Here is a 22,919-nt window from a genome sequence, read left to right as displayed (position 1 = left end):
CATGGGATCAAACACCTAGCCGGCTGCGGCACACCTGGCGCAGAGCCCGTGTACTTCCAGCGTCTGCGCCTGCGGCTGGAACCCCAGTGCCTTGGCGCGGACTTCCAACTGCGACACAACCTCGCGATCTTCCAGCTCGACGGCGCTATGGCAGCGGTCGCAGATCAGGAACGGCACCGAGTGCTGGGCGCTGTTGGGGTGGTGGCAGGCGACGAAGGCATTGACCGATTCGAGCTTGTGCACGAAGCCGTTGGCCATCAGGAAATCCAGCGCGCGGTACACCGTGGGCGGTGCATCGGCGCCCCCGCCCTTGCCTTCGCGCACCCAGTCCAGCAGTTCGTAGGCCTTGACCGGCTTGCCGGCATCGGCGATCAGCCGCAGCACGTTGGCGCGGATCGGCGTCAGCCGCAGGCCGCGTTCGCTGCAGGCACGCTCCACCGCGCGCACGAAGCCGTTGGCGTCGTCGACGTGGTGATGCGGTGCGGTACAGGCGAGGTCTTTTGCGTGGGTGTGCTTGGTCATACAGGCTCCGGCGTCAGGCCGCTCCAATCTTGATGAGTGCCGCATCGATGCGTTTCAAGGCACCCTCGCGTCCGGCCAGGTACACCGTTTGCGAAATGTCCGGGCTGACCTGGGTGCCGGTGATGGCCACGCGCAGCGGCTGGGCGACCTTGCCCATGCCCAGTTCCAGCGCGGCAGCAGCGTCGTGCAGCGCAGCCGAAACGCTCTCCACGCTCCACGTATCCACCGCAGCCAACAACTCGCGGGCCTTGCCCAGCGGCACCTCGGCGCCAAGCTTGAGGTGTTTCATCACCGCCGCTTCGTCATAGGTTTCCAGCGGCTGATACCAGACCACGGCTTTTTCGGCCATTTCCTTCAAGGTCTGCACGCGCTCGCGCAACGCCACCACCACATCGGCGGCGGCCGGGCCGGCAGCGATGTCCACCCCGAGCTTGGCAAGCTGGTACTCCAGCTGCGGGGCGATGCTGGCCGGGTCGTCGGTCTTCAGATAATGCTGATTGACCCAGCCGAGCTTGGCCATGTCCAGGCGCGCGGCCTTGGAATTGACGTCCTTGACGTCGAACAGGTCCAGCAATTCCTGCTGGGTGAACAGCTCCTGGTCGCCATGCGACCAACCCAGGCGCGCCAGGTAATTGATCAACGCATGCGGCAGATAGCCGGCGTCCTTGTACTGCATGACGTCGGCCGCGCCGGTGCGCTTGGACAGCTTGGCGCCCTGCTCGTCCAGGATCATCGGCATGTGCGCGAACTTGGGTACCGGCGCGCCGAGGGCCTCATAGATATTGATCTGGCGCGGTGTGTTGTTGATGTGGTCGTCGCCGCGGATGACCTCGGTGATGCCCATGTCCCAGTCGTCCACCACCACCGCAAAGTTGTAGGTGGGAAACCCATCCGGGCGGAAGATCACCATGTCGTCGAGCTCGCTGTTGGCGATCTCGATACGGCCCTTGATCAGGTCGTCGAACACCACCGTGCCGCCGATGGGATTCTTGAAGCGGATGACACGATTGGGGTCGTCGCGATACGGCAGGTTCTGCTCGCGGGCGGCGCCGTTGTAGCGCGGCTTTTCCTGCCTGGCCATGGCGGCCTCGCGCATCGCGTCGAGTTCTTCGCGGGTTTCGTAGGCGTAATACGCCTTGCCTTGCGCGAGCAATTGTTCGGCAACCTCTTGATAGCGGGCAATGCGCTGGGTCTGGTAGATCGGGCCTTCGTCGTAACCCAGGCCCAGCCACTCCATCGCTTCCAGGATGGCGTCGATCGCTTCCTGGGTGCTGCGCTCGCGGTCGGTGTCTTCGATGCGCAGCACGAACTGCCCGCCGCGGTGGCGTGCCTCCAGCCAGCAATACAGAGCGGTGCGTGCGCCGCCGATGTGCAGGTAACCGGTGGGGCTGGGGGCGAAACGGGTGCGGCAGGTCATGGAGCGCTCTGCAAAACGGGAGTCGCCCGATTTTACCTTGCGCAGCGTGGCCTTGCCCGGCCCCTGGCTCAGCGGTTGCGCAGCAGGTCGCCGTACACCACGCAATCACCGTCGCTGCGGGCCGTGCCCGGCGCGTCGTACAGCACCAGCCAGGTGGGAATCTTGCCGGCCAGTTGCCTGGGCAGGTTGCAGATGGCCTCGGCGCGGTCGCAGTCCTTGCCATGCGGCAGGACTGCCGATTCCAGCAGGTCGTGCTGAAAGCGCACCGACGCGCGATTGGCGGCCAGCAAGGTGCGCGCATCCGGCCATTTGAACAGGCGGATTTCGCCGTTCAAGACCATCGTCGGCCCGGCCAGCAGATATAGATCGTCGCCGGAATAATGCAGGTCGCGGATGCCCAGCCCACCCAACTGCAGAAAATGCTTGCGCAGCAGGATGCCGTCTTCGTCCAGCGGGACCAGGCGCAGGTGGTCGCCGTGGGCTTCCACCTGGATCTCCAGCAATGCCGTCCAGCCACGCAGCACCGGCCCACGCAGGCCCAAGAGCAAGCGTTGGCCATCGACCACGATGCCTTCGATATCGAAGCCGTTGTCCTTGCCGGGGATCTTCAGGAACGGGCCGAAATGCGGGTCGTCGGCCAGCAGGTCGGTGAGCTGGTTGTGCTTGGCGTCGCCCTTGAGCCGCAGCGCCCGGCGGCCGTCGGCTGCTTCGCGCACCAACTGCGGGGTGCCGTCTTGCGCATATTCGATCGGCAGGCAGGCCAGCAGCCGGCGATTGGCATCGAGCTTCAACTTGGTCAGGCGTTTGGCGTTGTCGGCGTCGTCGCGGCCGCGCTTGGCGTTCTTGCGTTTGCTGCCGTGCGAGCCGACGACCCACAAGAATCCGTCCGACAGCCCCATGCCTTCCAGGTCGGCCTCCTCGCCGTCCTCGCCCGGCAGATCCAGCAGGTCCGCCAGCGGGAAGCTCTGCCCTTCGCCGAAGCGCAGCGTCTGCCGCTGTACGGGGTCGAGCTTGCGCAGCCGGTCCACCGCGCAGGCTTCGTCGCCGGCCACCCACAGCCAATCGTCGGTGAAGGCGGCGCCGGACAGATTGCTGTGCACCAGCGCACCGGGCGCGAATTCCAGCCGGACGCTATGCGGAATCAGGGTTTTCTTGGCCATGGGTACCTGGGGCAAGGGATCAACCGAATGCAACCAGCTTGGCACGCGTCACCTCGGGCGCCAACTGCCCCGACCAATCGCGGTCGTTGGCCACCTGTGCCTGCGCGCGACTGGCCTCGAACGCAGCGAAGTCCAACTCGGCCAGTGCCCACACTGTCTGGCCTTGCGTCTGCGCCAGCACGCCATCGGCGGGAAAGCCGACATCCATCGGCGCAAACACCGCCGCTTCGCCGGTGTTGATGTCCAGCGCCGGACTCCACGGCGCTTGGCCCGCGGTCACCGATTGGGCGACGAACACGCGATTTTCAAGCGCGCGCGCCAGGCAGCCGATGCGCACGCGCATGGCGCCGGCGGCGGTATCGGTGCAACTGGGCACGATCAACAACCGCGCACCGGCCTCGTATTGCGCGCGCACCGGCAGCGGGAACTCGCTGTCGTAGCAGATCGCAATCGCTGCGCGAATGCCGTCGAGCTCGAACACCTTCAGCGCGTCGCCCGGCTCGATCAGGCCGGTGGCTTTTTCGAAGCCGGTGAGCTGCAGCTTGTCCTGCCAGCCATGCAGGCCCTCGGGCGTGAACCAGTCGCTGCGATTGCGGTAGCGGCCATGGCCCGGATCCAGCAGAAAACTGCCGGCAATCAGATGCAGCCGATGTTCCCGCGCCAACCCCGCAAACAGCGCCAGCCATTGCCCACGCAGCGCCTGGATAGCCACCAGCGATTCGGGCAGGCCGGCAGAAATATGCGTGCCGAACGTTGCGCCCAGCTCCAGCGACAGATACTCGGGCAGCACCACCACCCGTGCACCGGCTGCGGCGGCTTCGGCGACCAGGGCCGATTGACGCGCGGCAAACGCGGCGAAATCGACAGGCTTGCCGATGGGGTATTTGGCGACGGCAATTTTCATCAGGTGGCCTTTGGGTTGTTGGATCGAAGCGGCGAAGCAATCAGAGCGCCTGGCGACGCAGTGTGCAGCGACCTTGCAGACTGCTCGCGATGCTTGTCAGTCGCTGTCGGGCGGCAGCCGCGCTCACTGCGGCAACGCACGTGTCCACACAGCCAAGCGGTGATCGATCTCGCCGTGTTGCAACTCTGCCCACTGCAGGTGCACGTGCATGCCCGGCTGCGGGGCGTAGCCACGTTTGCGCCAGAACGCCTCGCTGCCGCGGTAATCGGCTGGCTTGCGTGGGTCGTCCGGGGCACGTTCCACCGAACAGAACACGGTCAGTGCGAAGCGGCCCAGCGCGCGTGCATGCGCTTCGCGCCGGTCGAAAAATGCATGACCGATCCCCCGCCCGCGATACGCTGGCAGCAACACCGATTCGCCGAAATAGAACACGCTGGCCGGATCGATGCCTGCGGCACGGAACGGTGCGTGGAACGCGTCGCTATCGTCGAGCAGCGGCAAGCCGGTAGATGCACCGATCACCGCATCGCCATCGCGCGCCAGCACGAAGACGCTGTCTGGCGATGCCGCATAGGCCGCCAGATAGTCGCGCTCGTACGCGGCATCGCCTTGGTACAGATACGGCCAGGCGGCGAACACGCTGATACGCAGCTGCGCCACCGCATCCAGATACGGCAGCACCTGCGTGCCGCGCACCGTTTCCACCATCAACGAGGAGCCAGTCATGCCGGCCATGGTAAGCCAGCCGGGCGTGGCTGCAATGGCATGCTTCAACGCAGCCAATGACCATGGTTCGAAACGCGGGTCTGCGGCTGCTGCCACAACAACCACACCGCCGCCTCGTCGATGGCCAGCAGTACCCCGAGCAGCGCATCGGTGCTGCGTGCCCAGTGGCTGCCATTGCGCAGTCGTTGCCACGGCCCATCGCTGGGTGCCCATGCGTTGCCGGTGCGGGTGTGCTGCTGCGCTGCCGCCTGCAAGAAGGCATGCCCGCCAATGCGCAATTGCTGCACGGTGCATGCGTGGATCCGCAGGCCCACCGCCCCGTGGCGCCTGTCGCGGTTCAAGGGCAAGGCCAACAGCGCCGAGCGTTCCCAAGAATGCGGCAGCGCTGCGGGAAGCAGCGCCACCGTGTCGATGCCGGCGGGCAGCAAACGCTGCGCGCACCGGTGCAACTGTGCATACGCCAGCATGCCGGCCTCAGCGCAGGCTATTGCCAAGCCCGTCCCAATCGAGCTTGCGGGTGACCCACATGATGCTGGCCAGGATGCCTAACAACAGCAACGCCCCCATCAGCAGCGCGTTGTCTTCGGAAATCAACAGGCTGTAGAGCACCGCGTACAAGGCGGTGAGCATCACCGAAAAGCCGGCCGCACGCACCCAACTGCGCAACACACCGGACAGGTAGAAGAACTGCAGGCCGATACACGCCGCCGCCGACACCAGATAGGCCTGCCAGAATGCGATGTGTTCGGAACGGCGCACTTCCAACATATCCAACGCCGCATGGCTGGATTGCAACTGCGTCTGCGCACCGTTGGCCAGCGACGACAGCGACCAGCTCGCATCGAAGCCCTTCGGCCCGATGCTCGGTGCAGTCGGCAGGAAGCGGCCGCCGAAGGACGGGTGCTGCCAGGCCGAGCGCAGGGCGATGTCGTTGTTGTCGGCGATCGGCGCGATGGCCAGCCGACGCGTGCCGTCCAGCACGAGCTGCATGTCCACCACGTTGCCGTCCTGCAGCCGGCCGGCGACCTGGTCGGCCAGCGGCCCCAATTGGGCATGGATGCCCGCCGAACGGTCGGCCAGTGCGCCTGCGCCGCTCTCCAGCGCCAGCGTGCGGCCATCGACCTGCAGGCGCGGCGTGCCCACCAAACCGCGCACGTCGGAAATACCGATTGCCAGGTACGGCTGGCCATACACACGGCTTGGCGCGGCCGCGTAGTCGAAGGGGTCGTACTCAGCATGCAAGGTGGCCTTCCAGGAATACACCTGCACCCGATACAGGCCCACCTCGCGCACCGAGGGCACCATTTCGCCACTGAGTGTCAGGCGACGCGGCGTTTGCAGCAGCGTACCTCCGCGCTTGCGCCAGACCTTGCGCTGGTTGCCCTGCTCGTCCGGCTCGGTGACCTGCACCTCTTCGGTATACGGCAGCACCCGCACCGGCGCGATGAACTGCTGCTCGCCGGCCTTGCTCTGCGCCACCCGCTCCACCGCCTCGTCGCGGTAGCGCGCGCGGTCCTGCACCGCGCCACGGATCAGGAGCAGCGGAATCAGCAACAGTAGGATCAGCCCACCGATGGTGGCGAACCGCAATAACAGTGTCAGGGATTTCATCGGCCATCCTCAGCTTGAGAGATGGCCAGGGTGCGCTGCGCCGGTGTCGGCGGTTTGAGGCGAATTTGAAGCGAATGTGAAATGGGCGACCGGCTATGCGGCAACCGGCACTGTGACGCACTGACGAAATACGGTCTTTGAAACTCCAAAGTGCAACACGCGCCCAAAACAAGCTTCCGTTTGATCGGCAGCACTTCGCCTTGCCGCCGCAGGCATCGTCATTTACGCGTAACGATGCGTGGGCAGGTGCGCAGCCCCGAATCTTCCTTTTTATCTGATCGCGGCTTCCGGTTCGCTGTTCTTCGATGAGGGCTTGAGCCGCATGCCTACTCGGCGGCGGTTTGGTCACTGCGCACGACTGCATTCCTCTCTTGCCTGGAGCTGTCTTTCATGAACACGCAACGTTCGCTCGCCCTTTGCCTGCTCGCCGCCCTGAGCCTGACCGCCGCTACCACGCAGGCGGCAGTGCACGGCATGGGCCTGAAGCCTTCGTCGCTGATGCAGCCAGTCACCCCGTTGTTCGGTACCGAAAGCGTCAGCAAACCGCTGCCTGCCAGTGTCGACCTGACTGCATGGGCAATCACGCCGGGCGACCAAGGCCAGGTCGGATCATGCGCGTCATGGGCGATCGCTCACACCCTGACCGGTTGGTATGCCAACGCCAACAAACAGGCCCAGACGCGCTTTGCCCCGATGTACCTGTACAGCCAGGTCAACGGCGGCGAGGATGAAGGCTCCACCATGGAAGCGCCGCTGGAGATCGCGCTTGCGCAGGGCATCGACACCGAGCAGCACTATTCGTGGGGCAACTACGACTGGAAACACCAACCCACTGCCGCCGACAAGGCCAACGCTGCCAAGAACCCGACGCCGTATCGCCACTACACCGTGCTGTATTCGGGTAAAGGCAATGGCGGACGCGCCTTGATCGAACAGATCAAGCTCGCCCTTGCCTCCTCCACGCCGGTGGCGATCGGCTTCAATGTGCGCCAGGGCTTTGACGAGCTGACTCCCAAGAATCAGGTCGATTACGACACCAAAACGGCGATTCGCGGCGGGCATGGCGTCATCGCGCTGGGCTACGACAGCCAAGGGCTGATCGTGGAAAACAGCTGGGGCACCCAATGGGGCAACAAGGGCTTCGGCAAACTGTCCTGGTCGGTGGTCGCCAAGGATGTGATCGTCGCCGACGTGGTGCACTAGGACAGCGCGGCCGCACGCCGTGCGCTGCGATTGATGCGGGCGCGGCATGTGCTCTGGCGCATGCCGCAGCCTTGAACGCACACTGGCCACCGGCGCCAGCCAACCGCGACAACTGCCTGCAGCGACTCAGCCGATCGGCAGGCGCAACACTGCACGCGCACCGCCACCGTGACGATTGCCCAGCGTCACGTCCCCGCCATGCAGGCGCGCAACCTCGCGCACGAACGGCAAGCCAAGGCCGGAGCTGCGCTGACCGGTCTGCGGGCGTGCCAGCGAACAGAAACGCTCGAAGACGCGCCCAAGCGCGTAATCCAGCACGTCACTGCCACGGTCTTCGACCACAAACTCCCAATGTCCATCGCGCAGCAGCGCGCGCAGGCGCACATGGCTGTCGTGCTTCGAAAACGCGATGGCGTTTTCGAGCAGATTGATCAGTGCCTGTCTCGGCAGAAAACCATCGCCGAGTACGTGCTGATCGCCTGAGATCCCGGCTCCTGCATCCACCTCCACGGTTACGCCCGCAGCCGCTGCACGCCGCAGCGCCACCGCGTCCGCGGCAGCCTGCAGCAGCCCGCCAACACCGATGCGCTCGCGCTTCTGCAGCCAGCCGTGCTGCTCCACCTCGGCCAGTGCCAGCAGCTTGTCGATGGTTTCGGTGAGCCGGTGTTCCTGTACACAGATGGTGGCAACGAAATGCTGGCGGTCGGCCTCCGGCAGTGACTCGGTCGACAACTCCGAGGCACCGCGAATCGCCGCCAGCGGGCTTTTCATCTCATGCGTCAGCGACTGCACGTACTGCTCCACGTACGCCCTTGCCTTCCAGCTTGCGGCGCATGCTCTCCAGCGCCTGTCCCAGATCGCCGATTTCATCGCCACGCGGTTGGGGCGGCGGCACCGGAATGCCGGCGCTCACCGCCTGCGCATAGCGATTGAGCCGGCCAATGCCGCGCATCAGCCACCAGGTCATCAAGATGCCGATCAGTGCAGAGATGCCGATCAACCAGGCGCCGCGCTGCAGGATATTGCGCTGGCTGGCTTCGATAAACGGGTCGATGCTGCGGTTGGGCTGCGCCACGGTCAGCACGCCGATCAGTTTCTTGGAGTCGTCCGGCGCGTAGATCGGCGCGGCCACATGCATCACTGTTGCAGTGGGGTCGCCATCGATTTCCGGGCTGGAACGCGCGCCGTATTCGCCGCGCAGGGTGCGGTAGAAATCATTCCAGCGCGAGTTGTCGCGGCCCACATCGCGGCCCAGCGAATCGAACACCACCACCCCGCGCGCATCGGTGACGGTGACGCGGTAATCCACGTTGTTCTTGCGGAAGCGCCACACCCACGCCTTTGGGTCGCGCTGCTGCGCCCTTGCCACGTTGCGCGCGAAGCTGCCATCGGCAAGCGTGCCGGCAGCCAGTTCGCTGCTGGCGATTTCCGCCAGCACATTGGCCGCATCCACCAGCGTGGATTCCATCGCCTGGCGCACGCCTGGCTTGACCTCGTTGACGAACACGTGCATCACGAAAAACGCGGCCAGGCCCACGATCAGGAAGAAATCCAGAAACAGCTTGAGACCGAGCCGCATGTCAGCGCGCAGCCTCGCTCAGGTCGCCACGTGCGTGCCAGCGCATACCTACACTTCCAACGCGTAACCAAGGCCACGGTGGGTGCGGATCGGGTCGGCCGGCACGCCGGCCAGGCGCAGCTTGCTGCGTAGCGTCTTGATGTGGGTGTCGACGGTGCGGTCTGCGCTGTCGGCGCTGGCATCCCCAGCCGCGGTCCATCAGCTGCGCGCGGCTCAGGATCGCACCGGGACGCTGCAACAACGCTGCCAGCAGCGCGTATTCGTAGCGTGTCAGTGGCAGCAGGGTCTGGCCATAGCGGATGCGGCTGCCCTCGCGGTCGATCGCAAAGGCACCGTGTGGCTGCCAGCCCGATTCGGCCTGCGCGTCCGCATGGCGTCGACGCAGGCGCGCACGCACGCGCGCCACCAGCTCGCGCGGCGAGAACGGCTTGGCCATGTAATCGTCGGCACCCAGCTCCAGGCCAAGCACGCGGTCGATCTCGTCGTTGCGCGCGGTCAGAAAGATCACCGGCACCTCGCTGAAACTGCGCAACGTGCGGCACACCTCGAACCCGTTGATGTCCGGCAGGCCCACGTCGAGGACCACCACATCGGCAGGATCGGCGCGTAGACGCGTCAGCACATCGCGGCCCAGCAGGCAATGCTCGGGCGCATAGCCCTCGCTGCGCAGCGCGTAGAGCACCGTATCGGCAATGGCTGCTTCGTCTTCGACGACGAGCACGCGGGCGGCAGACTCGGACATGCCGCGCAGCATACCGGCATGCGGGTACGGCCTACAGGTGGAGGTGGGCCACGCATGGCGTGGCAAGACAGGACGCACACCCCATGCTGCTCGCGGTATCACGCGGCATCTGGCTGTCGCCACCGCGCGCTTGCACCGCGTCGCCCGGAATGGGCAGCAACAAATCGCGCCGCAGCCTCTACACTGCCGCGATGAACTATCGCCACGCCTTCCATGCCGGCAACCATGCCGACGTGCTTAAGCACATCGCCCTGCTTGCCTTGATCGACAGCCTCAAGCGCAAGGACACCCCGCTCTTCGTGCTCGATACCCACGCCGGGCGCGGCCGCTACCAACTCGGTGGCGAAGAGAGCCGCAAGACCAACGAGGCCGATGCCGGCGTGATGCGGCTGATGGCTAAGGCCAGCTTGCCCGAGGTGGTCGAGCGCTATCTGCGCGCGGTGCAGGCCGACAACCACACCGTCGCCCGCCCGGCCACGCCCGGCCAGAAGCCGGCGCGCCCTACCGCCGGCATCCAGATCAACCATTACCCCGGCTCGCCGTTGCTGGCTGCGCAAGCACTGCGCGAGCAGGACCGCATGGCATTTTGCGAACTGCAGCCCGACGAAGCCGAGGCGCTCAAGGCCTTGTTCGCCAGGGACAGCCGGGTGCGCGTGCACGCCGGCGACGGGTATGCGGCAATCCGCGCCTTCCTGCCGCCGCGGGCTGGCGAAACCAAGATCGGCCGCGGGCTGATGCTGATCGACCCGCCCTACGAAGCGCAGAACGCCGAATACCCGCAGATCATCCATAGCGTGCGCGAGGCGCTGGCGCGCTGGCCGCAGGCGATCTGCATGGTGTGGTATCCGATCAAGCTGCGCCGCAGCCTGCAGCCCTTCATGCGCAAGGCCGCCGCGCTGCCGGCCAAGTCGGTGCTGGTCGCCGAGCTGCAGGTGCGCCCGGACGACTCACCGCTGCGCCTGACCGGCAGCGGGCTGCTGATCGTCAACGCGCCCTGGCAATTCGACCAGATGCTGGCGCCGGCGTTGCCGGTGCTCAAGCAGCATCTCGGCGAGCCCGGCGCCTCGACCCGGCTGGAGTGGCTGCGCCAGGACGGCTGAGCCGGCAGACGCGTGTGCCTACTCATCACGGTGGGTATGCAGGCGTTGTCGTTGCACCGCTGTAATGGCCCGCGCCATGCGCGCCGCGTCGGCGACACAGCAGTTGCCGCGAACACCTTCAGCGCAGCGCAGACAAGCGGCCGCTGCACCGGATGCACATGTCCCAGGAAGGCCAGGCCGGGTGACAACCGCCTTCTGGCAGCCCCGTTGCTTCCACTCGGCTGCCACAGTGCGCGCCCCATCACGCTCACGACCGGCTCACGGCTCCGCTCGTTACAGTTGTGTGAGAAGCACTGCCATCTCCTGTCGGCCCCCGGCGGCACACCGGATTCATTCACGGTTGCGCGTCGGGCTGGTGCCAGAATCTTCCGATCTTTAAGGAACACCGGTCATGGCCATTCGCAATCGCATGCCTCCCTGGCATGAAAACTTCAGCCTGCCCAATGGCCGCACCCTTCTGCTTCGCCCGATCCGTCCGGAGGATGGTCCGCCGCTGCAGGGAGCTTTCAACCTGTTGGGACCGGAGGAAATTCGCGCCCGCTTTGTGCGCTCCTCCACCGAAATCACCACCGATATGGTGCAGCGCCTGACCCATCCCAACCCCAAGAGCGAGATTGTGCTGGTCGCCGCCGAGCAAATGCCGCCCGGCGAAGCGCTGGTGGGCGCGGTCGCGCGCGCCGCGCTGGTACCGGGCACCCGCCAGGCCGAATACACCATCCTGGTCAGCAGCTTCGTCGCCGGCCAGGGGCTTGGGCGGCAGCTGATGCGCAAGCTGGTCAAGTGGGCACGGCGCAAGTACCTGGACTGCCTGTTCGGCGATGTGCTGCAAAGCAATGTGCCGATGCTGCAGTTGGCCGAATCGCTGGGCTTCAAGCCGCAGGCGCATCCGGAGTCGCCGGAGCTGGTGCGGATGGTATTGGAGCTGGATGCTTGAGTTGCTGGGATTGGGGATTCGTTAAAAGCGCTTTGGCTGTTGGTTTGATGCGGATCTTTGCCTGCCCGCGGTCGCGGGACACGCCCCGGGTATGGCCTTGGGAGCTCTTCTGCGGCATGCACTGCGCGTAAAGCGGGACCTGTCGAGTGGGGCGGTGCACACGAGAGCCGCACAGACGCTTTCCAAGTCGGTCAATCGTTGGCTTCGCCCTCGCCCTCGCCCTGGCGGTGACCTCTCAAGTTTCAGAACGAAGCTATCCGCGGTAGCGGCCACCGACCACGCAATGCCCTGCTTTCAATTGCCCCGCAGCCAACTGTCTGGTGCGGTGTCCTCGCCGATTGCGGGACCGTTGGCGGCATGGATGCCGCCATCGAGCCTACACGGACGTACTTGCGGCGTGTCCTGCAAGCGGTGAGGACGCCGCGCACTCGACCAGCAGCCCGGAATTGGGCCTTCCAGACTCCGCACGACGCGCGCCCCGCAAGCGCCCACGCTGGACCGCCCGGCGTTCTCCTTTCACACCAGATGGACCGGCTGCAGCAGGGGCTCTGATAAAATTGTGGGCTGATGCCGTCGCCTACCTTCCCCTCCCCGCCGCTGCCCAAGTCCGGCCAGCTCCGCGCCTACTGGCGCGCTCCGTCCTCTCCGACTGCGCTGGCATGGTCGATTGCGCGGGCAACCGAAGCGCATGCCGGCCCGCTCCTGGTCATCGCACGCGATAACCAGAGCGCGCATCAGATCGAAGCCGATCTGCATGCCTTGCTCGGCGAGCACGCTGCGCTGCCGGTGGTGCCGTTTCCCGATTGGGAAACCCTACCCTACGACCAGTTCAGCCCGCACCCGGAAATCATCAGCCAGCGGCTGGCCGCCCTGCACCGCCTGCCCGGCCTGACCCGCGGCGTGGTGATCGTGCCGGTGCAGACCTTGCTGCAGCAGTTGGCGCCGCTGAGCTACATCGTCGGCGGCAGCTTCGATCTCACCGTTGGCCAGCGTCTGGATCTGGATGCGGAAAAGCGCCGCCTGGACAGCGCCGGCTACCGCAATGTGCCGCAGGTGATGGACCCGGGCGATTTCGCGATGCGCGGCGGCCTGCTGGACGTGTTCCCGATGGGCGCGGACACGCCCTTGCGCGTCGAGCTGCTGGACGAGGACATCGATTCGATCCGCGTGTTCGACCCGGAATCTCAGCGCTCGCTGGACAAGGTGGACGCGGTCAAGATGCTGCCGGGCCGCGAAGTGCCGATGGACGATGCCAGCGTGGAACGCGTGCTGGCCTGCCTGCGCGAACGCTTCGACGTGGATACCCGGCGCAGCGCGCTGTACCAGGACCTGAAATCCGGGCTGGCGCCATCGGGCATCGAGTATTACCTGCCGATGTTCTTCGCCAAGACCGCGACATTGTTCGATTACCTTGACAAGCGCGTGCTGCCGGTGATTGCGACCGGCGTGTCCAATGCCGCCGACGCATTCTGGACCCAGGCGCAGAACCGCTACGAACAGCGCCGCCACGATGTGGAACGCCCGCTGCTGCCGCCGGACGAGCTGTACCAATCACCGGATGCGCTGCGTGAGCGGCTCAACAAGCTGGCGCGCATCGAAGTGTGGGCCAGCGATCATGCGCGCATCGATGAGGCCGCCCCGCTCGGCGACCAACCGTTGCCGCCGCTGCCGGTGGCTGCAAAAGACGCGCCGGCCGGTCAGGCACTGGCGACGTTCCTGAGCCATTATCCGGGCCGCGTGCTGGTCGCTGCAGATTCGGCCGGCCGCCGCGAAGCCTTGATGGAAGTGCTGGCCGCCGCGCAGTTGAAACCGGGGCTGGTCGCCGATGTGCCGGCGTTCCTGGCGGGCACGCTGCGTTTTGGCATCACCGTGGCGCCGCTGGAAGACGGCTTTGCGCTGGATCAGCCGCAGATTGCGCTGTTGACCGAGCGCCAGCTGTTCCCGGAGCGGGCCAATCAGCCGCGCCGCACACGTCGGGTCGGACGCGAGCCGGAAGCGATCATCCGCGACCTGGGCGAGCTGTCCGAAGGCGCGCCGATCGTGCACGAGGATCACGGAGTGGGCCGCTACCGCGGCCTGATCGTGCTCGATGCCGGTGGCATGCCTGGCGAATTTCTGGAAATCGAATACGCCAAAGGCGACCGGCTGTATGTGCCGGTGGCGCAGCTGCACCTGATCAGCCGCTACTCCGGCGCCTCGGCGGAAACCGCGCCGTTGCATTCGTTGGGCGGCGAGCAATGGACCCGTGCCAAGCGCAAGGCGGCCGAAAAGGTCCGCGACGTCGCTGCCGAATTGCTGGAGATCCAGGCGCGCCGCCGCGCGCGCGCGGGTCTGGCGTTGCAGGTGGACCGGGCGATGTACGAGCCGTTCGCGGCTGGATTTCCGTTCGAAGAAACCGGCGACCAGCTTGCCGCCATCGATGCGACGCTGCGCGATTTGGGTAGCAGCCAGCCGATGGACCGTGTGGTGTGCGGCGACGTCGGTTTCGGCAAGACCGAAGTGGCAGTGCGTGCAGCGTTCGCCGCCGCCAGCGCCGGCAAGCAGGTGGCCGTACTGGTGCCGACCACACTGCTGGCCGAACAGCATTACCGCAATTTCCGCGACCGCTTCGCGGATTACCCGATGAAGGTGGAAGTGCTCTCGCGCTTCAAGAGCACCAAGGAAATCAAGGCCGAACTGGAAAAGGTGGCCAGCGGCGAGATCGACGTGATCATCGGCACGCACCGGCTGCTGCAGCCGGACGTGAAGTTCAAGGATCTCGGGCTGGTCGTGGTCGACGAGGAACAGCGCTTCGGCGTGCGGCAAAAAGAAGCGCTCAAGGCGATGCGTGCCAACGTGCATCTGCTCACGCTCACCGCCACGCCCATCCCGCGCACGCTCAACATGGCCATGGCCGGCCTGCGCGACCTGTCGATCATCGCAACCCCGCCGCCGAACCGCCTGGCGGTGCAGACCTTCATCACCGCGTGGGACAACACGCTGCTGCGCGAAGCCTTCCAGCGCGAACTCAGTCGCGGTGGTCAGCTGTATTTCCTGCATAACGATGTGGAAAGCATTGTCCGCATGCAGCGCGATCTTTCGGAGCTGGTGCCGGAAGCGCGCATCGGCATCGCGCATGGGCAGATGCCCGAGCGTGAGCTGGAACGGGTGATGCTGGAGTTCCAGAAGCAGCGCTTCAATGTGCTGCTGTCGACCACGATCATCGAATCGGGCATCGACATTCCCAACGCCAACACCATCATCATCAACCGCGCCGACCGTTTTGGCCTGGCACAGTTGCATCAGTTGCGCGGCCGCGTCGGTCGCTCGCATCACCGCGCCTATGCGTACCTGGTGGTGCCGGATCGCCGCTCGATGACCTCCGATGCCGAGAAGCGCCTGGAAGCGATTGCCTCGATGGACGAGCTCGGTGCGGGCTTTACGCTGGCCACGCACGACCTGGAAATCCGCGGCGCCGGTGAGTTGCTCGGCGAAGACCAGAGCGGCCAGATGGCCGAGGTCGGCTTCAGCCTCTATACCGAACTGCTCGAGCGCGCGGTGCGCAGCATCCGCCAGGGCAAGCTGCCCGACCTGGATGCCGGCGAGGAAGTGCGCGGCGCCGACGTCGAACTGCACGTGGCCTCGCTGATTCCCGAGGATTATCTGCCCGACGTGCACACGCGCCTGACCTTGTACAAGCGCATTTCCAGCGCCCGCGACCCCGATGCGCTGCGCGAACTGCAGGTGGAGATGATCGACCGCTTCGGCCTGTTGCCGGATCCGGTCAAGCACCTGTTCGCCATTGCCGAGCTCAAGCTGCAGGCCAATGCGTTGGGCGTGCGCAAGCTGGATCTGGGCGAAAACGGCGGGCGGCTGGTGTTCGAGGCCAAGCCGGCGATCGACCTGATGACCATCATCCAGATGATCCAGAAACAGCCGAAGATCTACACCATGGATGGCCCCGACAAACTGCGCATCAAGCTGCCGATGCCCGAAGGCGCCGACCGTTTCAATGCGGCACGCGGCCTGTTGGCGGCGCTGGCACCGGGGTAGAGCCGCAGTCACGTCTGCAACTACGGCTGCACGTGCGCAGCCGGTCCAACGATTGAGAAATCACTCGCCTGGGGGTCACGCAAGCGCTGGCGGTTGGCGCAACAGCACGCAGTCCGCATGGAGGAACCCGGGCCCACCATCGAAGAGACGATCCAGATGCAGATTGATCCGACCTCGCTGGAATCGGATATCTTCGTCGGCATTTACTGCGAAGTAGATTTGCGAAGCGTGATTTCACGATACTGACCGCGATCACCATATCGCCGCCCTTTCTTCTCTAACTCGGCGCACAGCCTGTTTTCGTCGCAGGGAACGATATTTGCGCGGGCTACGCGGTCCAGATAGGCGATCTCCGCGCGGCGCTGCTTGGCGTCGGCCAGAATGGGTTGGGCTGCCTTGACTGCGTAGCCTACCGCCGCAAGGCACATGATTGCCCCGACGGCCATCGCAGCCAATCCGATCCACATGCGTCGCGTCGCCGTTGCTTCCAGGCTGTGCTGTGCTTGCGCATACCGATAGGTGGCATGCTCCAGCGTCTGCCCTGCATCGACCATCTTCTTGGTGAACCGAGCAGCGGCCGGTTCCAGCGTTTGCGTCAACGCCTGATTGCTCAATTGCGTCAGACGTGGGAGCGCGTTCTCCACCACCCGGTTGATACGTTGATCGGCGCCGTTGACCGCGCTCTGTAATAGCTGCAGCTGGTGCCGGACCAGATCTTCCAGGCTGTGCTCTGCTCGCTGTTGCACGGCAATCAAGGTGGCCAGGACATCGATCGCTTCCTGCAATGCCTGATTGGATGCCTTCACCGCGGCATCAGCGTCGGCGAAGACAACTCTGCCCTGTAAATCCATTGTGTTGTTCCTCTCAAAAAAGTCGATGCGCTGCACGAGCGGCCGATTCAACCGCCTCCTCCGCCTCCTGCGCCTCCTGCGCCTCCTGCGCCTCCTGCGCCTCCTGCGCCTCCTGCGCCTCCTGCGCCTCATGCGCCTCCTCCATCGCCTCCACCGTCGCCTCCACCGTCGCCACCCTGCGGCCCGCCCTGCATCATCGGTCCATGAGCAAACTGCGGCAGCGTCATCACCATCACCGGGCCGCGGCTGGTTTGCACTTCTGCCGGCATGTCCATTGCCAACGCCTGGCGTACGCCGACCTGTTCCTGCGCTTCCTGCATGGCCTTGGCTTCCAGGTGTTCACGGCCGCGCTGGATCAGGGCATGCGTGCTGGCGCTGCTGGCAATCCGCTTCAAGGCTTCATCGATCGCCACGTCGTTCTTGGAGTCGATGGCGTGCGTTTGCCTCTGCTGCGATGGATGGCCCTGACAAACTGCGCATCAAACTGCCGATGCCCGAAGGCGCCGACCGTTTCAATGCGGCACGCGGCCTGTTGGCGGCATTGTGACCGGGCTGAGGCACTGCGGCGCCCGCAAGCGGCGACCGCACCGAGCGCGACCATCCGTGTGAAGAGCGACCAGGCAGGCGAGCCCCCTGCCTGATCGCGCTGGCCGGTCTATGGCAGCCATCGCGCCACGCATCCGGCGCAGACAAAGAGCCTGCCGGCGCCTTACGCGCGCGAGCAAGTAGGAGCGTCACCTGCCACGCCGTGCCGGAACGGGGCGAACTGTCCAACAAGACAGGCCCGAACAGTCTCCCTGAGCTTGCTTCCGACAAAGCTGAGCAATTAATCCGCAGGCGGTGACGGGCTTCGCAAATCCGTCATCGCGCTGAATTTTGCCTAAATATTTCCAAGAGGCGCCGATACCTGCATAGACCGGCATGGCCGTGTGCAGCGTTGCTCACACACACCCGCGCCGTCGCGACCTTCCCAAGCCATGGCGCGCACCCGTGCGCCATCGCACCGCTTGAGGCACCGATGAACACGCCACTGTCCGATCTACCCGCGCCGCTGACACTTGCCCTGGAGGGTGAGATGACCATTCGCCGCGCCGCCGAGCTCAAGCCGTTGCTGCAGCCGGCCTTGCTGCATCCGGGTGGATTGCATCTGGATCTGGCCGCCGTCAGCGAGATCGATACCACCGGCCTGCAATTGTTGCTGGCCACCAAGCAGGCGATCCAGGCCGATGGCCGCCCGTTTTCGCTGACCGATTCCAGCCGCGCCGTGGTCGATGTCATCGAACTGCTCGGCCTGCTCGAGGCCCTGTACCCGCATGCGGTTGCAGGCCTGGGCGAACGAATTCACTAACGGACTGGTGACGCGCGCATGGACATGAACCAGCTGATGCAGACCTTCCTGGCCGAGAGCCGGGACCTGCTCGAAGACATGGAACGGCATCTGCTCGAAGCCGAGCGGGGCGAACCGTCGCCGGATGCGGTCAATGCCATCTTCCGCGCCGCGCACACCATCAAGGGCTCAGGTGGCCTGTTCGACCTGCCGCAGCTGGTCGGCTTCACCCATGTGGTCGAAAGCGTGCTGGATCTGGTCCGCGACCAAGCGCTGAGCTTGAGCTCGGAACTGATCGGGCTGCTGCTGGTGTGCTGCGACCATATCCATGCCCTGGTGGAAACCGCCGCAGACCCGAGCCACGCCGACCCGGTCGCGCTGGCCGCCGAAGCCGAGCCGCTGCTGGCGCAATTGCAGACGTATCTGCAACGCAGCGCCTGCGGCGTCACTGCAGCCGCCGTTGCGCAAGGCGCACCGGAAAAGCAGAGCGGTTACTGGCGCATCACCCTGAAACTGTTTGCCGACGCGCTGCGCTTCGGCAATTCGCCGCTCAAGCTGATTCGCAACCTGCGCAGCCTGGGCTCGGTCGAATCGATCAACACCGACATCAGCCAGCTGCCGGCATTCGACGACCTCGACCCGGAAGCCAACTACCTTGGTTTTCAGATCCTGCTGCGCAGCGATGCCGACCGCGCCGCCATCGAAGAGGTGTTCGAATTCGTCCGCGACGATTGCGATCTGGAGATCGTGTCGGTTCCGGCGCCATCGGATGCCGCTGAATTGCTCACCGTCGAGATGGCAGCCAGCCCCGCGCCGAACAAGTCGCTTGCTGCAGTCCCCAGCGCCGCTTCGGCCCCAGGCCGTGCCGCGCCGGACGCTGCCGCGCGCAGCGCCGACGCGCGCTCCATCCGCGTGGACGCCGACAAGCTCGATCGCATGATCGATCTGGTCGGCGAACTCATCATCGCCGTGTCCAGCACCAGTGCCAATGCGCAACGCACCGGCGATGCGCAGTTGCTGGAATCGGCCTCGATCCTGGCTGGCCTGGTCGAAGACGTGCGCGAAAGCGCGTTGCAGCTGCGCATGGTCAAGATCGGCGGCACCTTCAGCCGCTTCCAGCGCGTGGTGCACGACGTGGCCCGCGAACTCGGCAAGGACATCGCGCTGGTGGTGGCCGGCGAAGACACCGAATTGGACAAGTCGGTGGTGGAAAAGATCGGCGACCCGCTCACCCATCTGGTGCGCAATGCGATGGACCACGGCATCGAGCCGGCAGACGTGCGGGTGGCGCGCGGCAAGCCTGCGCGCGGCACCGTCGGGCTCAACGCATATCACGACTCCGGCAGCATCGTCATCCAGATCACCGACGACGGTGGCGGCTTGAACCGCGACCGCATCCTGGCCAAGGCGCTCGAACGTGGCCTGATCGAACCAGGCCGCCAACTCAGCGACCGCGACGTCTTCGCGATGATCTTCGAACCGGGGTTTTCCACTGCGGAAAAGGTCACCAATCTGTCCGGGCGCGGCGTGGGCATGGACGTGGTCAAGCGCAACATCACCGCACTGCGCGGCACGGTCGACATCGACAGCGCCGCCGGCGTGGGCACCACCATCTCGGTGCGCCTGCCGCTGACGCTGGCCATCATCAACGGCTTCCAGGTCGGCGTGGGCAAATCGGTCTTCGTGGTGCCGCTGGATGTGGTCGAAGAGTGCGTGGAGTTCATCCCCGACTACGCCAGCGACTACATCGACCTGCGCGGCAGCGTGTTGCCCTACGTGCGCCTGCGCAAACTGTTCGCGCTGGGCGGCAAGACGCCGGCGCGCGAAAGCATCGTGGTGATCCGCCAGGGCGCGCAGCGTTTTGGCCTGGTGGTGGACACCCTGCTCGGCGAATGGCAGACGGTGATCAAGCCGCTGTCCAAGGTCTTTGCGCAGGTCAAAGGCATCAGCGGCTCGAGCATTCTGGGAAGCGGCGATGTCGCACTGATTTTGGATGTGCCCAGCCTGATTCAGCAGTTGCATCCCAACCAGGATGCGTTGGCGGCCTGAACGCCCGCGCCATCACTCCCGTACGCACCGTCGTTTGTCGTTACCTGACCCCAGGAAGCTATCGTCATGTCACACCGTCTCCCGATCGCTACGCAGTTGTGGTTCACCGCCGCGCTTGCAATCGCCCTGCCCGTTGTCGTGGTCGTCGCCGGCGTGGCGCTGACGCTCTCGCACGCGGCCTTGCTGGGTACCAGCATCGTTGCAGCATTGATCAGCGGCGCCTTGCTGGTCTGGGCAATCCGTATCGCCAGCGCGTCGCTGGAGATGGCCACCACCACGCTGGACGCGTTCTCGCGCGGTAACTTCGACGTGGCGCTGCCGCAAGTGCGCGACGACCAGGCCAGCGATGTCCTGCGCGGGCTGCGCAAGGTGCAGAGCGGCATCCGCCACGTCAACGAGGAAATCAACCGCGTTTCTCGCGAACACGATGCCGGGCAGATCGACGCGCGCATCGATGTGGCGCGCTTCGATGGCGATTTCCGCACCATGGGCGATGGCATCAACCGCATGGTCGCCAGCCATATCGCCGTGAACAAGCAAGCGATGACATGCGTCGCAGAGTTCGGCCGGGGCAATTTTGCCGCCGAACTCGAGCGCCTGCCGGGCAAGAAGGCCTTCCTCAACGAGGTGGTGGACCAGATCCGCGGCAACCTCACCGGCATGGTCGCCGAGGTCAATCGCATGTCGGCCGAGCACGATGCCGGCGATATCGATGTGGTCATCGACACCCAGCGCTTCACCGGCGATTTCCGTCGCATGGCCGAAAGCATCAACGCGATGGTGGCCAGCCATATCGCGGTCAAGAAACAGGCGATTGCCTGCGTCAGCGAATTCGGCCGCGGCAACTTCACCGCACAGCTGCCGTTGCTGCCGGGCAAGAAGCGCTTCATCAACGACACCATCGAACAGGTGCGCGGCAACCTCACCGGCCTGATCGCCGAGATCAACCACATGTCGGCCGAACATGAAGCCGGCGACATCGATGTGGTCATCGACAGCAGCCGCTTCGATGGCGACTTCCGCAGCATGGCGCTGGGCATCAACCAGATGGTGGGTGCGCATATCGCGGTCAAGAAGCTGGCGATGGGCGTGGTGGCCGAATTCGGCCGCGGCAACTTCGACGCACCGCTGGCGCAGCTGCCGGGCAAGAAGGCCTTCATCAACGACACCGTGGAGCGCGCGCGCGGCAACCTGCGCAGCATTTCCGAAGTGATCCAGGTCATGGGCGCGATGGCCGAAGGCGACCTCACCCACACCGTGGAAGGCCGCTACGAAGGCGCATTCGCCGACATGCAGCGCTACGTCAACACCACCATGAGCCGCCTCACCGAGATCGTCGACGAGGTCAACCGCAATGCCGAAAACCTGGCCAGTGCATCGGAAGAGGTCAGCGCCACCGCTCAGGCGCTGGCCCAGGCCGCCAGCGAACAGGCGGCCGGCGTGGAAGAAACCAGCGCCTCGCTGGAGCAGATGACCGCCTCCATCGCACAGAACACCGAAAACGCGCGCGTCACCGACAGCATGGCGGCCAAGGCCGCCAGCGAAGCGGCCGACGGCGGCGATACCGTGCGCGCCACCGTGGTGGCGATGAAGGAGATCGCCAAGAAAATCGGCATCATCGACGACATCGCGTATCAGACCAACCTGCTGGCGCTCAATGCCGCCATCGAAGCGGCGCGTGCCGGCGAACACGGCAAGGGCTTTGCCGTGGTCGCCGCCGAAGTGCGCAAGCTGGCCGAGCGCAGCCAGATCGCTGCGCAGGAAATCGGCGAAGTGGCCGGCTCCAGCGTGGAACTGGTCGAAAGCGCCGGCCGCGTGCTCGGCGAGATGGTGCCTTCGATCCGCCGCACCTCTGACCTGGTGCAGGAAATCGCCGCCGCTTCCGAAGAACAGACCGCCGGTGTCAGCCAGATCAATACCGCCGTGGGCCAGTTGAACCAGACCACCCAATCGGCCGCCGCCAATGCCGAAGAACTGGCCGCCACCTCGGAAGAGATGAGCGCGCAGGCCGAACAGCTGCAGCAGCTGATGGGCTTCTTCCGGCTGGGCAACGGCGGCCGTGGCGCCACGTCGGGCAGCAGCAGGCGGGCACCACGCAGAATCGCAGCGCATGCGCCTGCCGTTGTGAGCAGCGCGCCGCCGCGACGCACCAGCGTACGCCAGCTCAGTGCCGTGGCCGCCACCGCCGATGCGATCGACGAATCGCAATTCGCCAGCTTCTGAGGAGCCGACGATGCAAGCGCGCCCTGCAACCAACCACGAGGTGCCCTCATCGACGGCACCACAGCAATACCTGACCTTTCTGCTGGGCCGGGAGATGTTCGGCCTGGGCATCCTGGGCATCAAGGAAATCATCGAATACCGCGTGCCGACCGATGTGCCGATGATGCCGCCAGCGTTGCGCGGGGTGATCAATCTGCGCGGTGCAGTGGTGCCGGTGGTCGACCTGCAGCAACGTTTCGGCCGCAACGCCAGCACGATCACCAAGCGCAGCTGCATCGTGATCGTGGAGATCGCGCATGGTGAGCTGCATCAAGTGCTCGGGCTCTTGGTGGATGCGGTCAGCGAAGTGCTGGACATTGCGCCCTCCGACATCGTCGACACGCCCAGCTTCGGCGCCGGCATCGCGCGTGACTTCATCCACGCCATGGGCAAGATCGGCGAGCGCTTCGTGATCCTGCTCGATGCCGATGCCGTGCTGGGCAACGACACGCTTGCCCAGCTGCCGGCCGCCGAGCTGGCGGACTGACCTCACGCATGCA

The 22,919-nt window shown here is 65.3% G+C and carries 16 protein-coding genes and 4 pseudogenes; 8 read left to right on the top strand and 12 right to left on the bottom strand.

Features of this window, described 5'->3' with window-relative positions:
* Nucleotides 1–15: 15 nt before the first annotated feature.
* From XAXN_RS05815 to XAXN_RS05785, 7 genes are all read right to left on the bottom strand, one after another.
* Nucleotides 16–522, bottom strand: a complete 507-nt coding sequence (locus tag XAXN_RS05815) for a transcriptional repressor (protein ID WP_054318851.1) — start codon at nucleotides 520–522, stop codon at nucleotides 16–18.
* A gap of 13 nt (nucleotides 523–535) precedes the next feature.
* A complete protein-coding gene (gene gltX, locus XAXN_RS05810) occupies nucleotides 536–1,939 on the bottom strand; it encodes a glutamate--tRNA ligase (RefSeq protein ID WP_054318850.1) in 1,404 nt (467 codons plus the stop codon).
* 68 nt (nucleotides 1,940–2,007) lie between these two features.
* Nucleotides 2,008–3,099, bottom strand: a complete 1,092-nt coding sequence (locus XAXN_RS05805; RefSeq protein ID WP_054318849.1) for a DUF3616 domain-containing protein — start codon at nucleotides 3,097–3,099, stop codon at nucleotides 2,008–2,010.
* A gap of 19 nt (nucleotides 3,100–3,118) precedes the next feature.
* Complete coding sequence (locus XAXN_RS05800) at nucleotides 3,119–4,003, bottom strand: carbon-nitrogen hydrolase family protein (RefSeq protein ID WP_054318848.1); 885 nt, start codon at nucleotides 4,001–4,003, stop codon at nucleotides 3,119–3,121.
* Nucleotides 4,004–4,126: 123 nt separating this feature from the next.
* Nucleotides 4,127–4,777: a GNAT family N-acetyltransferase gene (locus tag XAXN_RS05795; RefSeq protein ID WP_174515576.1), complete on the bottom strand. Its 651-nt coding sequence runs from the start codon at nucleotides 4,775–4,777 to the stop codon at nucleotides 4,127–4,129.
* Nucleotides 4,774–5,196 (bottom strand): hypothetical protein, encoded by a 423-nt coding sequence (locus XAXN_RS05790; protein WP_054318847.1) that lies wholly within the window; start codon nucleotides 5,194–5,196, stop codon nucleotides 4,774–4,776. Before XAXN_RS05790 ends, XAXN_RS05795 begins: the two co-directional genes overlap by 4 nt.
* Nucleotides 5,197–5,203: 7 nt before the next feature.
* Nucleotides 5,204–6,340 carry an inner membrane CreD family protein gene (locus XAXN_RS05785; RefSeq protein WP_054318846.1) on the bottom strand — a complete coding sequence of 379 codons (1,137 nt, stop codon included), beginning with the start codon at nucleotides 6,338–6,340 and terminating at the stop codon, nucleotides 5,204–5,206.
* A 390-nt stretch (nucleotides 6,341–6,730) separates the two neighbouring features.
* On the opposite strand from XAXN_RS05785, the gene XAXN_RS05780 reads away from it, so the two are divergent.
* On the top strand, nucleotides 6,731–7,543 hold the full coding sequence (locus XAXN_RS05780; protein ID WP_054318845.1) for a C1 family peptidase: 813 nt from the start codon (nucleotides 6,731–6,733) through the stop codon (nucleotides 7,541–7,543).
* A gap of 126 nt (nucleotides 7,544–7,669) precedes the next feature.
* On the opposite strand, the pseudogene creC reads toward XAXN_RS05780, so the two are convergent.
* Both creC and creB read right to left on the bottom strand, forming a co-directional pair.
* Nucleotides 7,670–9,122, bottom strand: a pseudogene (gene creC, locus XAXN_RS05770) (two-component system sensor histidine kinase CreC).
* 48 nt (nucleotides 9,123–9,170) lie between these two features.
* Nucleotides 9,171–9,876 (bottom strand): annotated as a pseudogene (creB, locus tag XAXN_RS05765) (two-component system response regulator CreB).
* A 179-nt stretch (nucleotides 9,877–10,055) separates the two neighbouring features.
* Between creB and XAXN_RS05760 the strand changes: the two are divergent.
* The 3 genes from XAXN_RS05760 (at nucleotide 10,056) to mfd (ending at nucleotide 15,930) form a co-directional block, all read left to right on the top strand.
* Entirely contained in the window at nucleotides 10,056–10,964 is a 909-nt protein-coding gene (locus XAXN_RS05760) for a 23S rRNA (adenine(2030)-N(6))-methyltransferase RlmJ (protein ID WP_054318853.1), read from the top strand.
* A 391-nt stretch (nucleotides 10,965–11,355) separates the two neighbouring features.
* Nucleotides 11,356–11,898 (top strand): GNAT family N-acetyltransferase, encoded by a 543-nt coding sequence (locus XAXN_RS05755; protein ID WP_054318844.1) that lies wholly within the window; start codon nucleotides 11,356–11,358, stop codon nucleotides 11,896–11,898.
* 567 nt (nucleotides 11,899–12,465) lie between these two features.
* Nucleotides 12,466–15,930, top strand: a complete 3,465-nt coding sequence (gene mfd, locus XAXN_RS05750) for a transcription-repair coupling factor (protein WP_054318843.1) — start codon at nucleotides 12,466–12,468, stop codon at nucleotides 15,928–15,930.
* 203 nt (nucleotides 15,931–16,133) lie between these two features.
* Here mfd and XAXN_RS05745 read toward each other — a convergent pair.
* The 3 genes and pseudogenes from XAXN_RS05745 to XAXN_RS05740 all read right to left on the bottom strand — a co-directional run.
* A pseudogene (locus XAXN_RS05745) lies at nucleotides 16,134–16,793 on the bottom strand (hypothetical protein); the annotation flags it as partial.
* A 1-nt stretch (nucleotide 16,794) separates the two neighbouring features.
* Nucleotides 16,795–16,935, bottom strand: coding sequence for a hypothetical protein (locus XAXN_RS23595; RefSeq protein ID WP_167694758.1), 141 nt, complete (start codon nucleotides 16,933–16,935; stop codon nucleotides 16,795–16,797).
* Nucleotides 16,910–17,245, bottom strand: a pseudogene (locus XAXN_RS05740) (hypothetical protein); the annotation flags it as partial. The pseudogene XAXN_RS05740 and the gene XAXN_RS23595, both read right to left, overlap by 26 nt.
* Before the next feature lie 554 nt (nucleotides 17,246–17,799).
* Between XAXN_RS05740 and XAXN_RS05735 the strand changes: the two are divergent.
* The 4 genes from XAXN_RS05735 to XAXN_RS05720 all read left to right on the top strand — a co-directional run bounded on the left by XAXN_RS05735 (nucleotide 17,800) and on the right by XAXN_RS05720 (nucleotide 22,906).
* Nucleotides 17,800–18,129, top strand: a complete 330-nt coding sequence (locus XAXN_RS05735; RefSeq protein WP_003488096.1) for an STAS domain-containing protein — start codon at nucleotides 17,800–17,802, stop codon at nucleotides 18,127–18,129.
* An 18-nt stretch (nucleotides 18,130–18,147) separates the two neighbouring features.
* Nucleotides 18,148–20,157 (top strand): chemotaxis protein CheA, encoded by a 2,010-nt coding sequence (locus XAXN_RS05730; protein ID WP_054318841.1) that lies wholly within the window; start codon nucleotides 18,148–18,150, stop codon nucleotides 20,155–20,157.
* A gap of 66 nt (nucleotides 20,158–20,223) precedes the next feature.
* Nucleotides 20,224–22,380 (top strand): methyl-accepting chemotaxis protein, encoded by a 2,157-nt coding sequence (locus tag XAXN_RS05725; protein WP_054318840.1) that lies wholly within the window; start codon nucleotides 20,224–20,226, stop codon nucleotides 22,378–22,380.
* 10 nt (nucleotides 22,381–22,390) lie between these two features.
* A complete protein-coding gene (locus XAXN_RS05720) occupies nucleotides 22,391–22,906 on the top strand; it encodes a chemotaxis protein CheW (protein WP_042823086.1) in 516 nt (171 codons plus the stop codon).
* The last annotated feature ends 13 nt before the right edge of the window (nucleotides 22,907–22,919 follow it).

Origin of the sequence: Xanthomonas axonopodis (genome assembly GCF_001304695.1) — a bacterium.
Classification (GTDB): domain Bacteria; phylum Pseudomonadota; class Gammaproteobacteria; order Xanthomonadales; family Xanthomonadaceae; genus Xanthomonas; species Xanthomonas axonopodis.
This window is presented reverse-complemented; position numbering and strand designations above follow the sequence as displayed.